This window comes from Rhizobium tumorigenes, from assembly GCF_003240565.2.
Classification (GTDB): domain Bacteria; phylum Pseudomonadota; class Alphaproteobacteria; order Rhizobiales; family Rhizobiaceae; genus Rhizobium; species Rhizobium tumorigenes.
Genome location: NZ_CP117257.1, coordinates 193,977 through 209,399, shown reverse-complemented (window position 1 = coordinate 209,399; position 15,423 = coordinate 193,977). Strand labels below are relative to the sequence as shown.

The following is a 15,423-nucleotide window of genomic DNA, read 5'->3' as shown; positions in this document are numbered from 1 at the left end:
TCCCGCATTCTGATGGATGTCGGACTTTAGGCCATTGTCCTGCAACCATTCCTCGTTGGTCTTGGAGCGATAGGCCGTATCGGCCCAGACCGTCGACGCGGTATTGTCTTTGGTCACTACGTTTCGAAGCTGGGCTCCGTCATGGGCGCTCGCACTCGTCACCGTCCATCCCCGGATAAAGCCATGGGCTCGGTCGATGCCTGCATGGTTTTTGTAACCAAACATTGGAATGGCAATATCGTGCTGGCCAGTCGTCGTCGACGTCGGCGTCTCCGTTGGCCGTTTCGCCTTGGAATACTTCACTGTCCATCGCGCGTCGCGGTCCTTCTGGGCCAGCCTGGCGGGTTTATCCTTCCAGTCCTCAGGGATTTCGCCGGCCTTGATCGCGTCTTTCTCGTCCTGGCTGTTATGTTGCTTGGGAGCCTGGATGATCGTGGCGTCAACGATCTGCCCGCCTTTGGCCAGATATCCGGAACGTGAGAGATGCTTGTCGAAACGGGCAAACAGATTATCAATGGCACCTGCACGCACCAAACTCTCTCGGAACAGCCAGATCGTCTTGGCATCCGGCACCTTCTGCGAAAGGGAAAGGCCAAGGAAACGCATAAACGACAGCCGGTCCTGGATAACAAACTCCGCTTGGTCGTCGGAGAGATTATAAAGCGCTTGCAGCACCAGGATTTTAAACATCAGAACCGACGGAAATGGTGGACGTCCACCCTTCGATCCGTCGGACCGCTTCAGCGCCTTCGCTAAAGGTTTTTCAAATATCGCCCATGGAATGATGCTGTTGAGCTTCTCCAGCGGATCGCCGACGGCACTCAGCCGTTCGTAACGATCATCCAAATCCCAAAAGCCCGGTTGCCCACGCATCATCCGCTCCCAGAAAATCACACTGGCCGGATTGAATCATGAAACGCGGAAAATGGGGAGGTTTTTAGAGGTGTCCAGATGTATATTCGCCGTGAGCGATTTGATCCTCAAACGAGTCATCAGCCCGACGGCTCCGGGGCTCGATTGGATAAAGGACAGGGGTAGCTCCGGCGGGAACTTCGGGAAGCGATGTAGCCGAACCGCTAAGGTCGACTTTCGGGTTTCCTGACGGTTTCATGGCGATATCTGCTCAATCGGCAACCTCGGAGACTAGCGCCGCATTCGATAGAACCGCAACAGGTGACGACGCCGTCCATCGAATGGTCCCAATGTTAAAAACAGCCTCAAATTATTCGATGGGATTTGAGGACACAGGTCTAGATCGTTGCTGAAGCGCAATGATCTGCCCCAGCAGCTGCTGTTGTGCACTCAGAGCTGGAGCCATTTCAGCGGGAACACTGGAAACTGGCGCCACACCACGGGCATTGGCGTCTTCCACAACGTCATCGATTTCAACCGAGACCTGGGGGGCGTCTATTCCAATTGCAAGGTTATCCTGTTCGTCATTCATATCACTGTTTTGCTGTGTAAGAGTTTCCCCATTGTTCACTAGAGAATCGATGTCACCTAAGCCCAGCGCCGCCGTGACCGCAGCTTGTTGACTGAGATGATCTTGCCCATCCTGATGGACATCTTGCGCAAGCATCAAAGATGCGGGCTCAGGGAGGGCGCCAATTTGGCATTCGAAAAGGCGCCTCAGCATACGATCTGAATAATATCGCACCTTTCTCAATTTGAGAGGCGGCTGCCCCTTAATAAGGACGATTTCACTTTTATCATCGAGCAGGCGCACCTGTTCCGGGCGCAAAAGCGGTGCCCCCTGATCGGAAATCTGGATGTTATGATCGAACATACGGGCTTGACTGTATGAGGTCGAACGCGCCTGGAAGGTATATTCGCCGATAGCTTTTGAGATATAGGTCGGCGTTTCGTCGTCAGCGGTGGCCATAAACACTTGCACGCCAGTGTTGCTGAGAAAGTTTTGTTTGCCTGCCTCGTCATAGGTGCCCGACAAGGCCGAGAGACTCTGAATAATAAACATGAAGCGACCTTTGTAACCAGCGATGGTTGTAATCGCGGTCTCGATCGCCTCCAGTTTGCCCAGGTGTTTAAATTCGTCGAGGAGAAATAAAACTTCATACCGCTCATCTTTACCCGGCAGTGATCGCTGCAGAATCGACACGACCTGCTGAAAAAGGAGGCGCATCAATGGCGCCACGACCTCAAGGTCATTGGGGCTGACACAAAGATAAACGCAGGTCCTCTTTCGACGCAGATCATAGACGGAAAAATCCGATCGACTTGTGGCTGCTTTGACGAGTGGATCAGCCCACAGGTTAAGTCCACCATCGCCGAGCACCGACGTATAGGAGGTCAAAATTTTCGTGTCGTTGCCCGCCATATTGTCGAAAATGCGCTGAGCCTCTTTATTTCGGCTTTCTTCCGCGAGGTGCGCAAAAAGTTTGTACTTCTCTCCAGGTTGGGCAAATAGGTCGTAGACCGCACCAATCGTTGGCGCACCACGCTCAATACAGGTAAGGATGCCCGCAACAAAAAGGTCCCGTGCACCGTCGATGAAGCCTTCCGCACCCTTGCCTTTGGCGGTGATCAGGTTCGCGGCGAGACGGCGAGTCTCGGTGAACTGCCGCTCGGGCGGTAAAGCTGCAATATCGAGGACGGGATTGTAACAATGAGTTCGTCGCTCTGGATCCAGAGGTGAGAACTTGAAAACGGCGTCGCCGCTCGATTTGCGGGCTCTGGACGTCAGCTCAAAAAGCTCGCCTTTGACGTCGAGGGCTATCACCGTACCCTTGAAGGTTAGGAGTGTCGGAATAACGACGCCAACGCCTTTACCGGCACGTGTTGGCGCGACAACAAGACTGTGAGGCTGCTCACCATTGGTCAGATAGTTGCCGAACCAAAGAGGGCCACAGGTCTTCCCAAAGACGGGCCCCTTGATACGATTATAACGCTGCAGGTAACCGGCGTGCCGCATTTCGCCAAATGCCGCCCAACGAGCCGTGCCATGATGCTCGCGGTTACGCAGCGATATGATGAGTTGGCTTAACAGCACAACCACAGATGTCGCGATGATAATGGATAAGCCGCAAAAGAAGACGGGGGTCGCATGACCGATATAGAGCGGGGTCTCGTACCAAAAGGCGAAGACGCTAAACGTCATCATCGCTTCGCCATCGAAACCATGGCGGAATGTTGCATAGAGACTTGCCGCACAAAAACCGGCCGCTAGCGAACATACGATGCTGAGAGCTAAACGCTGGGGCGTAATCTTGCTCGAATTCATCACTTCACCGAGATTCTTCGATCGATCGCAAATCGCGCTTTGTATTTGGGTGTTGCCGCAAACAATCCAGCAATTACCGCCCGTAACCTTCACGTGAACGCGAATCCAGTCCCCTTATATAAGGCTGTGTCTTGCGATCACGGTCAGTCCGTTTCCGACTGTCGTCTATTGCCAATTGATCTGCCGCATGAGCGGTCAGCCCTCGGTCCCTGCTGGTGCCAGATATCACGTCACGAACGGGCGTCGCCTCGAGAGTTCTACCAAGATTGTAATGCCTCAAGGCAGGAGCAGGGTCACCAAACCTGGTAGAGGCGTTTTCGGCGTCATTTCGCCTCCTAGAACTCACAACGGCCGGCGTGATGTGAGTGTCCTCTACCAAGCCGTCAGAAATATTCTCTGCCTTGTGGTACCACAATGGAATTGGCTGATTGGTATTGGGAACCATCGGAGTACCTGATCGGTTGGCAACCTGGGGTACAGAAGAGTTGCCGAAACCAGACCGCGTATCGGCTTTGGTCGAGATTTTTTGCTTCCCCTTTTCAATAGCGGTTATTGCGATCCGCTCCGTTTCTTCTATATGTGACCATTCGGCGTCAGTTAGATCGGGAAAATCCGCAAGGCTTGCTTGCGATGACTTCTGTGCCTTCGGTGAACGCTCACCATTCAATCTGGCAGGCCTCGGACTATCGATCGAGATCTTCTCTGCGTGTTCGATAACGCTGTCTTTCCCAACGGCGTTGTCTAATCCCGCGCCGCGCAAATCCGGTGCGGCATTCCGCACCGATGGGGATCTATTGGAATGAGATTTGATCAGTGCATCGATTTCTGCCAGCGCGGCGTCGGTCAACCAAGAGAAATCATCGAGCTCCGCTCCCGAGGACCTCAGCGCTTGCGGTAAATGTCCGCCAGCCTGCTCAACCGGTGGCTCCCCGTTAGAGGGCATGCCATCAGCCCTGTCGGAAGTACCTTCTTTCTGGAAAGCGTCCCCTGATACGGGCTCATGCAAGCCCGGTGCGGCGCTCTCCCTCGCCAGGGACTTCTGGGAGAGAGATTCGAATATCGCATCGATTTCTGCCATGGCGGCGTTGGTCAACTCGGGGAAGTCATCGGGGGTTGTTTGTGGTAACCTCTGCGGATGCGGTGAAAGGTCATGAGAGAACCCAAGGATTGCTCCGCCATCGCCACCCCTCCCCTGTTCGCCCGAGCGGGCACTGCTGACATCGTCGAGAATTTCAGTGTGTTCGCTATGAGAACTTGCTTCAGCATTCGAAATTGACGTTGTCACGTTCTCTGAAAGACTCGGAGCTTCGTGGCCAAAGTACCGGCTGTCCGCTGAATCTTCGAGTTCCTCTAGCCCTCGGATCGGCGCCGAGATGGTGTCACCCGAATTTCTATCGGTCTCGTAACCGGTATCTCTCCCGAACCATTCTGAGGGTGGACCCGAATAGAGAGCGGAAACAGAGGTGGCGTCGGGTAACGTCGAGCTTTCCTGCGAGGTCTCCGGTGCTCTGTCTGCCGATGGCTGGACATTGTACACGCCCGCTTGCGGCCCGCCTTGCCCGTTCGACGAATGCGCGACCCATGTATCACGGTTCACGAGCGAAGATGCCGCGACCGTATCGATCTCTCTGCCTAAGCCGATTTGCCGCCGTGTGACTGATCTATTTGCATCGCCGGGATGCTCGATTTCGCGCGGTCGCTTTATGCCCCTTGCTCCTAAATCTGGCAACGCACTGGCTTCCCTGTCGCGCTTATCGGGATTTTCGTGTAGTAGCTCACGCCAGTGCTGCATGGCGGTGCGGAAATCGCCGTTATTCTTCCGCAAAATTGCAGGTAGATCCGTGCGGGTTCCGGATAACCCTGGCGGCATTGCGGCATCCTGCGGATGAGCCGCTACAAGCCGTCGGCCGCTCGCCGATGTTTCTGGGATGCCGTCCGGGATGCCTGAATTTGGTGGACGCGACAAAGTTACTGCGACAGAAGTGTCCCGGCCATCTTCTCGAGCAGCCATTGCGTGTGCGGGAATGGAGGTCGATGTGGTCCGACGCCCTTCGTCATTCGCCACAGGAGCGGGACGCGCAAAGTGTCCGGTGAACTCTTCATTTGCCATGACTCTGTCCTTCTCTATCTTCTATTTCCACCGCGCCCGTCCTGGCTGCGATCATCTCTCGTGCGTTTGCGTTCGTTCGGTCCTCCATCATCTTCTTCACGCGGACGCTTTGAAGGAGCGCCTCTCCGTTGCTCAAGGTGGCCTGAAGCAGACAATGGATCGGTCGCGGTGCTGGGCCGCGCCATGTCCTGCAATGAAGACGGCCGAGACGTTTCGGCCGGCGGTGCGACGGGATCACCACGGCTATCTCGTTCGCCGGCGTTCGCCTCGGGCCCAACTGCCATACCTTCCAATCTCACACGTTTTGCGCCACTCGGCCCTTCGTCGTCGTCACGAGGACGTTTTGACCACCGCTGGCTGTAGTCTGTCGCGCGCGCGGCAGTTGAGCGAGGAAGATCGGAAGTGCCGTTTGCGTTGCCGGCGCGAACATCGGAAACAGGCGGAGAGCCGCTCTCTATGTCGTCCGCGAAAATGGCAAGGCGCTGTGTCTCCAATGCAATCCGTACGCTGCCACTGGCTCCGTTGCTCGATCCGGCTGGCTCGTGAAGATGAACTTGCGACCCGTTCTGCCGATTGTTGGGCCGAGGTATGCTCTCTGATCCGCCCGCGGATGCGTCAAACGGGGCTGTATCGGACGATTGGCTGAATTCTGGATGATCTCCTTGCGATGACGACTGTTCCAAATCGGCGTTTTCGAAACGGATTTGACGAGCCTGCCGCTCAAGGCGCCGAAATTGGGCATAGGTGATCGGCCGCTCAAAGATACCACGTTCCGCTCGCGAGCTCGCATCGAGGACAATGCCGTGGCGAAGCGAAATCTCAGCCATATTGACGCGCAAGGCGTCGTAATTCAGTTGTGGGTGGCGCCGAGATATCTTCAGCCACCCGTGTCCCAAAAGTTCGCGACGATTGACGACGACATGCAGGTGTGGGTGATCGCGATCGATGTGGAAGGCTGTAAGATAGTTGTAGCGGCCACCCCCTGCGCCTGACCCAAACATCTCGGCAGCCCACTCCCGACTCGCCGCATAAGCTGCCGCCTGGCTGGTACCCGCTGGGAAGCTTACAATAATATGGGTGGTCAACTCCTGCTGCCTTTCCTCGTCTGGCTGACTTTCGTCATAAGTTCCAGTCTCTTGAACCCAGCCTCGGGCAAGCTCGTGGATTTGATCCGGTGGAAGGGGAATATCGAGATGCCGAGCCGAACGCTGCAGCTCCAGCTTGCCCTTCCGGGATAGATATTCCAACTGATTGATAATCTGTTGAAGGGTCTTGGTCCCGCCTCCCGGTACAATGCGAATGATAACTTGAGCTCGATCGGGCATCCAACATCTTCCCCGCCATGTGCTACGGCAGCGCTACAAGGAGTCTTTCAGCATGGAGCAACCGTCGATCCGTCGGCGTGATACGGATAAAATGGAACGAAGCAAGCCGTCGAGGTCAGCGAAAGATTCACCGAAAGCGATACGTTCGGCTCGCAGAGCCTCCAAATCCATTGTCGGATTTTCAGCATAGGCAGATAGCAGCGCGGCAATGTTGCTTGAGAGCGTTCCTATGGACAGAAGTATGGCTTCCATTTTGTGACGTGTCTCTGCATCGATTTCGAGAAAGCCGCCAATGCGGCGCACCGCAACTCGGATGGCCATGCTGTCGGAGAGCCCCAGCAAGCGTGCCTGGTGAGAGAAACTTTCATATTCGGCCGATCGCAACCGTGTACTCACGACCCTGAAACCTTCAACCGTGGCGCCTACGCGCTGGTTGATGGCAATATCACTTGAGGTGGGCTTACTGCCTTGCGACATAGCTCCCTCCATAGAAGAGCGAATGATCTAAATTGCCCCGTCGCATAACTTTCCCATCGGGGCAGACGAAAATCTACGCCTATAAAAACTGGAATCAAGAACAGATAAGGATTATTTCCTCTATAATTGTTACATTTGCAACTATTCTATAACAAAAATGAAATATAATTCGGATAATTATTTTCTTATTCATGAATAATCGCAACATCCTACACACAAACAAAAATACAGACGCACTTCCATTTCACAACACTAGCAGGATAAGGACATGAAACTTCTGACATTTTGCTCCTTCAAAGGAGGTGCCGGCAAAACCACGGCACTCATGGGCCTTTGCGCCGCTCTTGCAAGTGACGGTCGTCGAGTGGCTCTCTTCGACGCCGATGAAAACCGACCACTAACGCGATGGAAAGAAAACGCCCTACGCAGCAATACCTGGGACTCATTCTGCGAAGTTTATGCCGCCGAGGAAATGTCACTCCTTGAGGCGGCCTATGAGGATGCCGAGCTCAAGGGATTTGACTATGCGCTGGCCGATACGCATGGCGGTTCGAGCGAGCTCAACAACACGATCATTGCCAGCTCAAACCTGCTTCTAATCCCGACGATGTTAACTCCGCTCGATATCGACGAAGCATTGTCGACCTACCGCTATGTCATTGAGCTGCTGCTGAGCGAGAACTTGGCAATTCCGACAGCCGTATTGCGCCAACGTGTCCCGGTCGGTCGGCTGACCACATCGCAGCGTGCAATGTCAGACATGCTCGCAAGCCTTCCAGTTGTGCAATCTCCGATGCACGAGAGAGACGCATTTGCCGCGATGAAGGAACGTGGAATGTTGCATCTCACATTGCTGAATATGAGAACCGATCCGTCGATGCGCCTCCTCGAACGGAATCTCAGGATCGCGATGGAGGAACTCGTCACCATCTCCAAATTGGTTGGCGAAGCTTTAGAGAGGTGAAGATGGGAATTCGCAAACCCGCTTTGTCTGTCGGGGAGGCCAGGCGGCTTGCCGCCGCTCGACCCGAAATGGTCCATGCTCACTTGCCTGTTGCCACCCAAAACTCGGCCCTACCGCAGCCGCCAGAAAATCCCGACCAGGAAGATCGACGACCTGCCCCGGCCGTCGCCAAGCGTCATCCCAGTGCTGATCGGCAATCGATGCTTACCGTGGATGCTCTGAGTTCGACGACAGCGCCGGAAAAGATCCAGGTCTTCCTTTCAGCGCGGCCGCCCGCGCCGCAGGTGTCGAAAATCTATGACAACCTGATCCTTCAATACAGCCCTTCCAAGTCGCTACAAATGATCTTGCGCCGTGCGCTTGGCGATTTCGAAAAGATGCTGGCAGACGGATCGTTTCGCACAGCTCCGAAGAGTTATCCGATCCCTCAGACAGCTTCCGAAAAATCCATCATCGTTCAGACCTCCCGCATGTTCCCGGTACCGCTACTAGAAGTCGCTCGCAATCACTTTGATCCATTAGGATTGGAGACTGCCCGAGCTTTTGGCCACAAGCTAGCTACCGCCGCGCTTGCATCTTTCTTTGCTGGGGAGAAAACAACTAAAAGATGATCTCTCAAAAGAGAGGGCGACGAAAGGCAGCTTTGCGGGCGACATATCGATCAGCTGATGCCAGGAACAGACTGCTTATGGCGAAATGCACCTCTGCGTCAGGCCGCCATCATACCCCCGTAGGAAACGTTGACGTCCGCGTCAAAGAAATAGCCAGCACCTCTTGCAGTCTTGATCAATTGGGGGCTTGTCGGATCCCCCTCAAGCTTTCGGCGCAGCCGTAAAATGAGGACGTCAATACTTCTGTCATACACCTCCTCCTCTCTCACCCGACTGGCGATCAGAAGCTGCTCGCGGGATAGAACGTCGCGCGGCTTCTCCAGGAAGGCTACAAGAAGATTAAACTCACCTGCCGTGAGTTTAATCTCTCCGCCCTCTTCCGAAATCAAACGGCGTTGCCTGATATTCAGTGTCCAGTCTGCGAAATAAAATGAGCGTCGGTCTTTCGTACGCGCGACGCTGGGCCGCTCGCGCAACGCAACACGGATCCGCGCCAGAAATTCGCGGGTCCCAAAAGGTTTGGCGATAAAATCGGTTGCTCCCAGCTCGAGTGCAACAACTTTGTCCGCCTCCTCAAGCCGATCACCGCTAATGATTATCATTGGAACATCGGATTTTGTCGCCAGAGTGCGAACAATTTCAAGCCCATCTTCGCGACCCAAATTAAGATCGACAACCGCGACATCGACCGTCTCGTTGGAAAGTACACGATTGAACTGCTTGCTGTCGGCTACCGCCGTCACCTTAAAGGCATGGATGGTAAGATACTCGACTATAAGATGCCGCATAGCGACATCGTCATCGATGACAAGAACGTGTTTCAACGGTTCACCTTTCAATCTAGGATCCTGGCCACCCCTTTGCAGCTTAACAGAATCTATGCATCCAAAGGCTGTATGCGTTAGACCCCACTCGTCAATTTTTTCTCACTATACGGGCACTTCGGCAAAATACCGGCTAAGCCGTGCAGGACAAAAATGCAAACAATATGTTTCAGCTTGATGACAAAGATTGCTGAGCTTTGCTACAAATGTAATTTTGTAACATTCCCATGATATTTTAAACAGTAGCTGAAACTACCGTTGGTTGAGAAGATCAGCTATCGTCTCACCGCGCCGGCGCGCATCTGCCGCAAGCCAGATTTCACCAACCTCGTAAACGTCATCGTAGGCACGGAAGGGTATGATGACATCGATCGCCGTTGCGAGCATGTCAATCAGCGTGCGGTCTTCCAAGCTGGCCCCTTGCACGCTACTTTTCACGAGCGAAAACAGCTTTTTGAAACCTTGAACAGGATTGGCGCCATGTATTGTGGAAATCGATCCCGGATGCCCTGAGACGACTTCACTCAGATATGCCCACGCGGCATCGTCGCGCATCTCGCCGAGCAGTATTCGGTCCGGTCGCATGCGCAGACTAGCTTGAAGCAGGTGCTCAGCGGTCACTGCGCCCAGCCCAGCCCCATTCTTAGAATAAAGCAGCCGCACGTGGTTCTCGTGTGGAATGACGAGCTCGAGCGTGTCTTCGATGGTGATCAGCCTTTCCTGCGGCGGGATAGCGCTGATCAAGGTCTTGCTCATCGTTGTCTTGCCGCTCCCGGTAGGGCCGCAAAGCAGCATCGACAACCGCCCAACGACGCATGCATGCAGAAACGCTTCCAGATCCCCGTTGTCATAGTGCCGCAGGATAACTTCATCATGCTGATCTTGGCGCATTTTTCGTGTTTGCCACTGGTTCCACCTTGGAGCATCGTAACGGGACGAGACTTCTTTGAGCCCAGAAACACGGAAGCTTGGCCGTCGAATCGTCAAGCTGACGGTGCCCGACGGTACCGTCGGCGGCAAACAAATTTGCAACCGCTCGCCATCTGGAAGTTCAGTGGCGCAAAGTGGGTTGCGTGGTCCAACGTCCTGTTTTCGCAGCGCGCCTGCTAAAATAGCGATGTCTTCCAGATCATCATAGGAGACAGACAAAGGAAATTTGGTGAAAACGCCAGCCTGGCGCACAAATGCCTCTCCTGGTCGATTTATCGCCACTTCTTCGGTCCTCGGGTCATCGAGCCATTCCAAAATCGGCTTGAGAAGGATGCGTAATTGTGGGTCCACCTCCATTTGTATCGTACCTCATCTGCAATCTAAAAGTTGAATTCGTTATGGACGGCGATCCCGCCCATGCACGGCGCGGCCAGTCATATGAAGCTGGTATACGCCTGAGAAATCGAGGTCCCGTGCGACAAAAATGGAGACCGTATCGCCCTGATTTTTCTTCAGGGTTGGCGGTATGTTGATGGTGGCCTTGAGGGCTGTGTCGGCCGTTTGTTCACCGTTATTCTGGAAGCTGTTGAAGCTCATCCCTCCGCCCGAGCTGCCAGCGTAGGTGCTCGCTGCCTGGAAGGCACCTTGGACGACACTCAAGAGCATGGCCCCGCTAAAGCGCTGCCAGAAGTGATTATCGACCGTGCCCGGCAAACCCGAACGACCGAGCTCGTCAGCGCTTGGTGATGCAAGCGAAATCATGGCATGATCGGGTGTCTCCGCACGATCCCAGAGGACAAAAACGCGCGCATCCCCCTGTTGTAGCCCGCGCTGGATCTCGCCGACGACGGTGGTGCCGCGATCGAGAAGCACAACGTTATTCGTTGTTCCACGAACATCCTGGGGTAACACGCATTTCACATAACCTGCCAAATTGGTGTCGATTGCCGTTTGCAAGATGCACGGGATAATCGTCCCTTCGGTCACCATGAAGTCGGGATGAGGCAAGAGCATAGCTCTGGTCGGCTGCAGCTCGGTGGGTTTCATGCGTATCGACAGATCATTCTCGGCGGACACTTCAACCTTGGGCAAAGGGCCGTCTTCCCCATTGCCTCCGCGTCCTCGATCCATTTCGCCCTGTTGAACGCGCTTGCTGGTTCCTTGATCACCACTGGTGTACGCAAAAATCGGTGTTTCTTCCGGACGCGGTTCATGCCGTTCCGGCTCACTTCGCGCTTGTGGAGTCGGCTGAACAGCTTCCTGGGCAGGCAGAGGATCGGGCGTAACTGCAATCGGAACCGGATGAAATGGCTGGGTGTTCGTGGCGATCATGGTTGACGGCGGTGCGTTCCCGTTTTCCTTCTTTTGACGCCCGCCAAGCCAAATGAGGCTAAGGGATAGCGCGAGAACGACACCTCCTACCATCAACTTTTGAGACCCCGAAAGGCGCCGGCGATGTGTGTCGGAGACCAGCGACCCGGACGCATCGACATCATGCGCCGATTGCTGATTGTCGTCGTTCATCGTCTCGCCTCCTTTAGGATGCGCTTCACATCAGGCCTCACAGTGCCTGTCTCCGGCTTGCGGCCGACGGGATCGTAAGCAGTATTCCAAATGCATAGTACCGTTTGGCCATCCCTCAGACGCCAACCACGGGAAACCGAAGAAATCTCGACATAGCTCCCTTTGACTGAATAGTTGGCGACAGCTTCCTTGCCATCCGGACTGATCGTGTAGATGGACGGCATGCGTACATTGCCTGGGAAGTGAAATACCGTCGTAAATCCATCGTCGAAGATTTCGAGCGGCAACAACGAGCGATCGCCTTGGGCGACATAGTGCCAATTCTTGTCCCCGGCACCAACGGTCGTGGAAGGCTGATCCAACAGATCCTCCGCCCTCCGTTGATATTGTGCGTCCGCACGTAGACGGTCTGCAACAGCCTTCTCTTGTGCCTCCTTCCGGCGAGCCGCCGCGTCATCGGCAGGGTAAGCAAATTGTACGCTGTAGTAGAGATCGGCCTGCTCTTTATCGAGGTGCGGCAGCGTCTTGGATGAGATGCTGAAAACGTAGCGTCGCATACCGGCGTCGCTCGCGGTTAGCACGACCACTGGCTGGGGCGGAAGAACCTGGCTAGCCTTGAAGAATAGATAATTTCCGCGCGGAAGGGCCGCGAGATCTTTGCTATTGGAAACGGCAACTGCGGTCACCGTTTCGTTAGCCCCGAATGTAACAACCAAAGTTGCTCCAACCGCCGTCGAAAGGCGCACCACTTGATCGGGATTGTAAGCCAGATAACGCATGCGCGGATCAAGTCTGCCCGCGGTTGGCGCGTCTTCAGCCTTTGCGCCAATCGCTGCGAGGAGTATGCATGCCAAAGTGAGAAATGCTTTTTTCGTCATGGTTCGCCGTGGCCTACGTTCAAAACGGTATCTTCCGATGTCTGGTAGGAGGTGACAACCAAGCCTCCCGGATTGGTCAACCTCAATCTACCGGGCAAGCTGGTCACCTTTTCATAGCGAACTGTGGCAGTCCAAGTACTCACGACCGGCATTTTGCCGTCAACGACGAGGGTTCGTTTATACCGGATTTGCTGCACACCCGGGGTGACATCATTTGAAGCGATGTGTTCGACCGCCAGCCTACCGCGTTTCCCGAGGATGACCTGAGGGGAACTTGGGTTAGGATAGTTGAAGAATTGCTGATAATCTTGGCGCACTGTCGGGGCGCTGAAGTTCGATACCAGGTCATAGGCGTACTGAACGCTATCGGCATCATAACTCTCGCGCAACCGAACATATTCCCACAGTGAGGCGTTAACGACGGCCTCCTCTTGTGTTGCCGGCAGTCGGGAGACGGATACCTCGCTGTCGACTGTTCCGTCCGGCCGTACCCATAGGTATACCGGCACGAGCCTGATCAGCGGCACCATGGTAGCAATGGTGAACGCCTGGGCAACATTCCCCAAGATAGCTACGGTTGCGACAGCTGCAATGACCTTGGAGAGACGCCGCGCTGATTTGGCACGCGCAGTTTGAAAGGATTCCACTTCCTTATAGTGCTCAGCCAGGGTTTCCCGCCCTACCAGCAAGGCGTATTCAGACCCCTTCATGGCGTCCACCCGCGTTGCTGCGCTGAAGATCTGACGGCAGAGGCTGCCAACGCCCCACATTTAGCGGGAATATTGGGCCTTTGCAGCTCGCCAATTTGTCGTTTGTCTGGCAGCCAGTTAAAGCGAGTGCCAGACACAGCAGGCAATATTTCATAAAGTTTCTCCATTGACGCGATTTTTTCGCGCGACCTAGCGTCGCTCTACGTGAGCGAAGCGGCGGTACACACTGTTGGCAGATTGGGTCGCGCCGCTCCAATAGCTGCCTCCAATGTTGCCGGCGATCGCCGGCAAAGCGACAATGAGCGCGTCACCGGTGAGAAAGAACATGTCGAGTTCGTAAAGACCAATGATCTTAGCCGCGGTCGTCCCGGCAAGAGTAATGACACCGAGCATAAGGGTGAGCGCAGTCGCTTCGGTTAGAATGACTATCGTCGCAACGAGGTTTAGCAGGAGGAGCAGGAGACCATAGGTGACAAGTTGCCCGATCCACTTGGCCGCAATGTCGCGAGTGCGATCAAAGATATATCCTATAAGGATCAGCGGACCGATCGCCAAAAGCACTTTCGTCAGAATTCCGACAGCGTCATAGATTCCAAACGCAGACCAGAGTGTGCCGTAAAAGACCCACTGAGCCCCCTGAAAAGCAAGGATGTCCTGATCGTTCATCGGCCCAATTTCAGATGCAATTTTCTGAAATGCGGCTTGGGTTAGGGCAAACATTGTATCCAGCTGAGTGGGTATCGTCTGCAGTGGAAGGCCGCTGCCACTAAACTTCTGAACAAAGTTCGGAATAGTCTCTTCAAAGACTGAAACAACGTAATCGTGGTAGTTTGCCTGCCCGACTATAAGGGCAACAACGACAGTGACCGTGATCACGCGTGTGATGCCGCCCCGCACCTCGATTTCGCCACGCATGACTAGAATACCTTGGACCATAATCCAAAGGGTGACACAAGCGATCAATGGCGCGCTTACCGCCTCCTGAATCGTCCCCAGCATCGTGTCCAGGCTTGTTGTAAAGGCTAAATCGAAGATCGTATGAATGGATGTGAACGGCGCCGGAATCGTGAAGTTCATCGTTTGGACCTGATCTTGACTGGCTTCGCTGAATGAACACGCACCCTGAAATGCCCAGATGGGAGGCACGAATAAATTGCCTGTCTCAGGGGACCACCCCAAAAATGGTAGCGGTCTTTTGATGCTCTTTGCGTTGAGCGGCCGCCTCTTCCGCCTCATGAAGGCCAGCCTGCGCGGTGGTCATCGTTAACAAGCTGGTCGCCTGGATATTTTGAATCATTGCGTCGTGAATCTGCTTGAGAAGCAGACCGTTGGTGACAGTTGCCTGCATGATGTTGTGAGAACGAGAAAGCTGTGCTGTGGTCTCGGCATTCGCCGTCAAGCGCTTGTCCATCGCCTCCAGGTTGTCAGCTGCAATACCGGTACTATTCGCAGAACCTGTTATCTGCGACCGCAAAAGCTCCCCTTCTGCATCGCCACCAACTACAGCACGATCTGCATCATCGGTGATCGTATGAGCCGTGGTCGACATAGGCATCCGCGCCGAAAACATCTCCTTGTCCAGCTCTCTGGTTGAGGGATACTGATTTTTCTGGTTGAGCGAAGTTAGCAGGCCGGTGACGCCATATGCCGACGTTAACATTGCCACCATCGTTATGGTCTGTTCAAGATTAGCCGCAGTCTCGAGCGCCGTCGCCAGCGTCTCAGCTTCCGTCGCCGGATCACTAACAACGAACTGCGCTCGCGCAGGTCCTACCGAAAGAAGGCTGACGGCCAGGGCCGCAGCAGCGAATTGCGTGGCCTTCATAGCTTTC

General features: G+C 54.5%; 14 protein-coding genes and 1 pseudogene. 2 read left to right on the top strand and 13 right to left on the bottom strand.

Going from position 1 to position 15,423, the window contains the following annotated elements; translation table 11 throughout:
- Window positions 1-9 precede the first annotated feature (9 nt).
- From PR017_RS22470 to virD1, 5 genes and pseudogenes are all read right to left on the bottom strand, one after another.
- Window positions 10-873, bottom strand: a pseudogene (locus PR017_RS22470) (transposase); the annotation flags it as partial.
- 349 nt (window positions 874-1,222) lie between these two features.
- The gene (virD4, locus tag PR017_RS22465; protein ID WP_111218212.1) at window positions 1,223-3,238 is read right to left on the bottom strand and encodes a type IV secretion system ATPase VirD4; all 2,016 of its coding nucleotides are present in this window, start codon (window positions 3,236-3,238) and stop codon (window positions 1,223-1,225) included.
- Between the two features lie 73 nt (window positions 3,239-3,311).
- The gene (locus PR017_RS22460) at window positions 3,312-5,348 is read right to left on the bottom strand and encodes a protein virD3 (RefSeq protein WP_111218210.1); all 2,037 of its coding nucleotides are present in this window, start codon (window positions 5,346-5,348) and stop codon (window positions 3,312-3,314) included.
- 14 nt (window positions 5,349-5,362) lie between these two features.
- Window positions 5,363-6,673, bottom strand: a complete 1,311-nt coding sequence (locus tag PR017_RS22455; RefSeq protein ID WP_111218208.1) for a T-DNA border endonuclease VirD2 — start codon at window positions 6,671-6,673, stop codon at window positions 5,363-5,365.
- Window positions 6,674-6,706: 33 nt separating this feature from the next.
- A complete protein-coding gene (gene virD1, locus PR017_RS22450; RefSeq protein WP_032488281.1) occupies window positions 6,707-7,150 on the bottom strand; it encodes a T-DNA border endonuclease subunit VirD1 in 444 nt (147 codons plus the stop codon).
- Window positions 7,151-7,418: 268 nt separating this feature from the next.
- On the opposite strand from virD1, the gene PR017_RS22445 reads away from it, so the two are divergent.
- Both PR017_RS22445 and PR017_RS22440 read left to right on the top strand, forming a co-directional pair.
- Window positions 7,419-8,114 carry a conjugal transfer ATPase VirC1 gene (locus PR017_RS22445; protein WP_111218207.1) on the top strand — a complete coding sequence of 232 codons (696 nt, stop codon included), beginning with the start codon at window positions 7,419-7,421 and terminating at the stop codon, window positions 8,112-8,114.
- A gap of 2 nt (window positions 8,115-8,116) precedes the next feature.
- Window positions 8,117-8,725: a conjugal transfer protein VirC2 gene (locus PR017_RS22440; RefSeq protein ID WP_111218205.1), complete on the top strand. Its 609-nt coding sequence runs from the start codon at window positions 8,117-8,119 to the stop codon at window positions 8,723-8,725.
- 98 nt (window positions 8,726-8,823) lie between these two features.
- Here PR017_RS22440 and virG read toward each other — a convergent pair whose 3' ends face one another.
- The 8 genes from virG to virB5 form a co-directional block, all read right to left on the bottom strand.
- Entirely contained in the window at window positions 8,824-9,549 is a 726-nt protein-coding gene (gene virG, locus PR017_RS22435; RefSeq protein WP_111218204.1) for a two-component system response regulator VirG, read from the bottom strand.
- A gap of 252 nt (window positions 9,550-9,801) precedes the next feature.
- Window positions 9,802-10,836 carry a P-type DNA transfer ATPase VirB11 gene (gene virB11, locus PR017_RS22430; protein WP_111218202.1) on the bottom strand — a complete coding sequence of 345 codons (1,035 nt, stop codon included), beginning with the start codon at window positions 10,834-10,836 and terminating at the stop codon, window positions 9,802-9,804.
- Between the two features lie 39 nt (window positions 10,837-10,875).
- Window positions 10,876-12,003 carry a type IV secretion system protein VirB10 gene (gene virB10, locus PR017_RS22425; protein WP_278333146.1) on the bottom strand — a complete coding sequence of 376 codons (1,128 nt, stop codon included), beginning with the start codon at window positions 12,001-12,003 and terminating at the stop codon, window positions 10,876-10,878.
- Entirely contained in the window at window positions 12,000-12,881 is an 882-nt protein-coding gene (gene virB9 / locus PR017_RS22420) for a P-type conjugative transfer protein VirB9 (protein ID WP_111222007.1), read from the bottom strand. The genes virB10 and virB9 overlap by 4 nt, the downstream gene beginning before the upstream one ends.
- Window positions 12,878-13,591, bottom strand: coding sequence for a type IV secretion system protein VirB8 (locus PR017_RS22415; RefSeq protein WP_111222008.1), 714 nt, complete (start codon window positions 13,589-13,591; stop codon window positions 12,878-12,880). Before PR017_RS22415 ends, virB9 begins: the two co-directional genes overlap by 4 nt.
- Window positions 13,578-13,745 (bottom strand): type IV secretion system lipoprotein VirB7, encoded by a 168-nt coding sequence (locus PR017_RS22410; protein ID WP_111222009.1) that lies wholly within the window; start codon window positions 13,743-13,745, stop codon window positions 13,578-13,580. The genes PR017_RS22415 and PR017_RS22410 overlap by 14 nt, the downstream gene beginning before the upstream one ends.
- Before the next feature lie 35 nt (window positions 13,746-13,780).
- Window positions 13,781-14,668 carry a type IV secretion system protein gene (locus PR017_RS22405; RefSeq protein ID WP_111222012.1) on the bottom strand — a complete coding sequence of 296 codons (888 nt, stop codon included), beginning with the start codon at window positions 14,666-14,668 and terminating at the stop codon, window positions 13,781-13,783.
- An 85-nt stretch (window positions 14,669-14,753) separates the two neighbouring features.
- Complete coding sequence (virB5, locus tag PR017_RS22400) at window positions 14,754-15,416, bottom strand: pilin minor subunit VirB5 (RefSeq protein WP_111222010.1); 663 nt, start codon at window positions 15,414-15,416, stop codon at window positions 14,754-14,756.
- Between the last annotated feature and the right edge of the window lie 7 nt (window positions 15,417-15,423).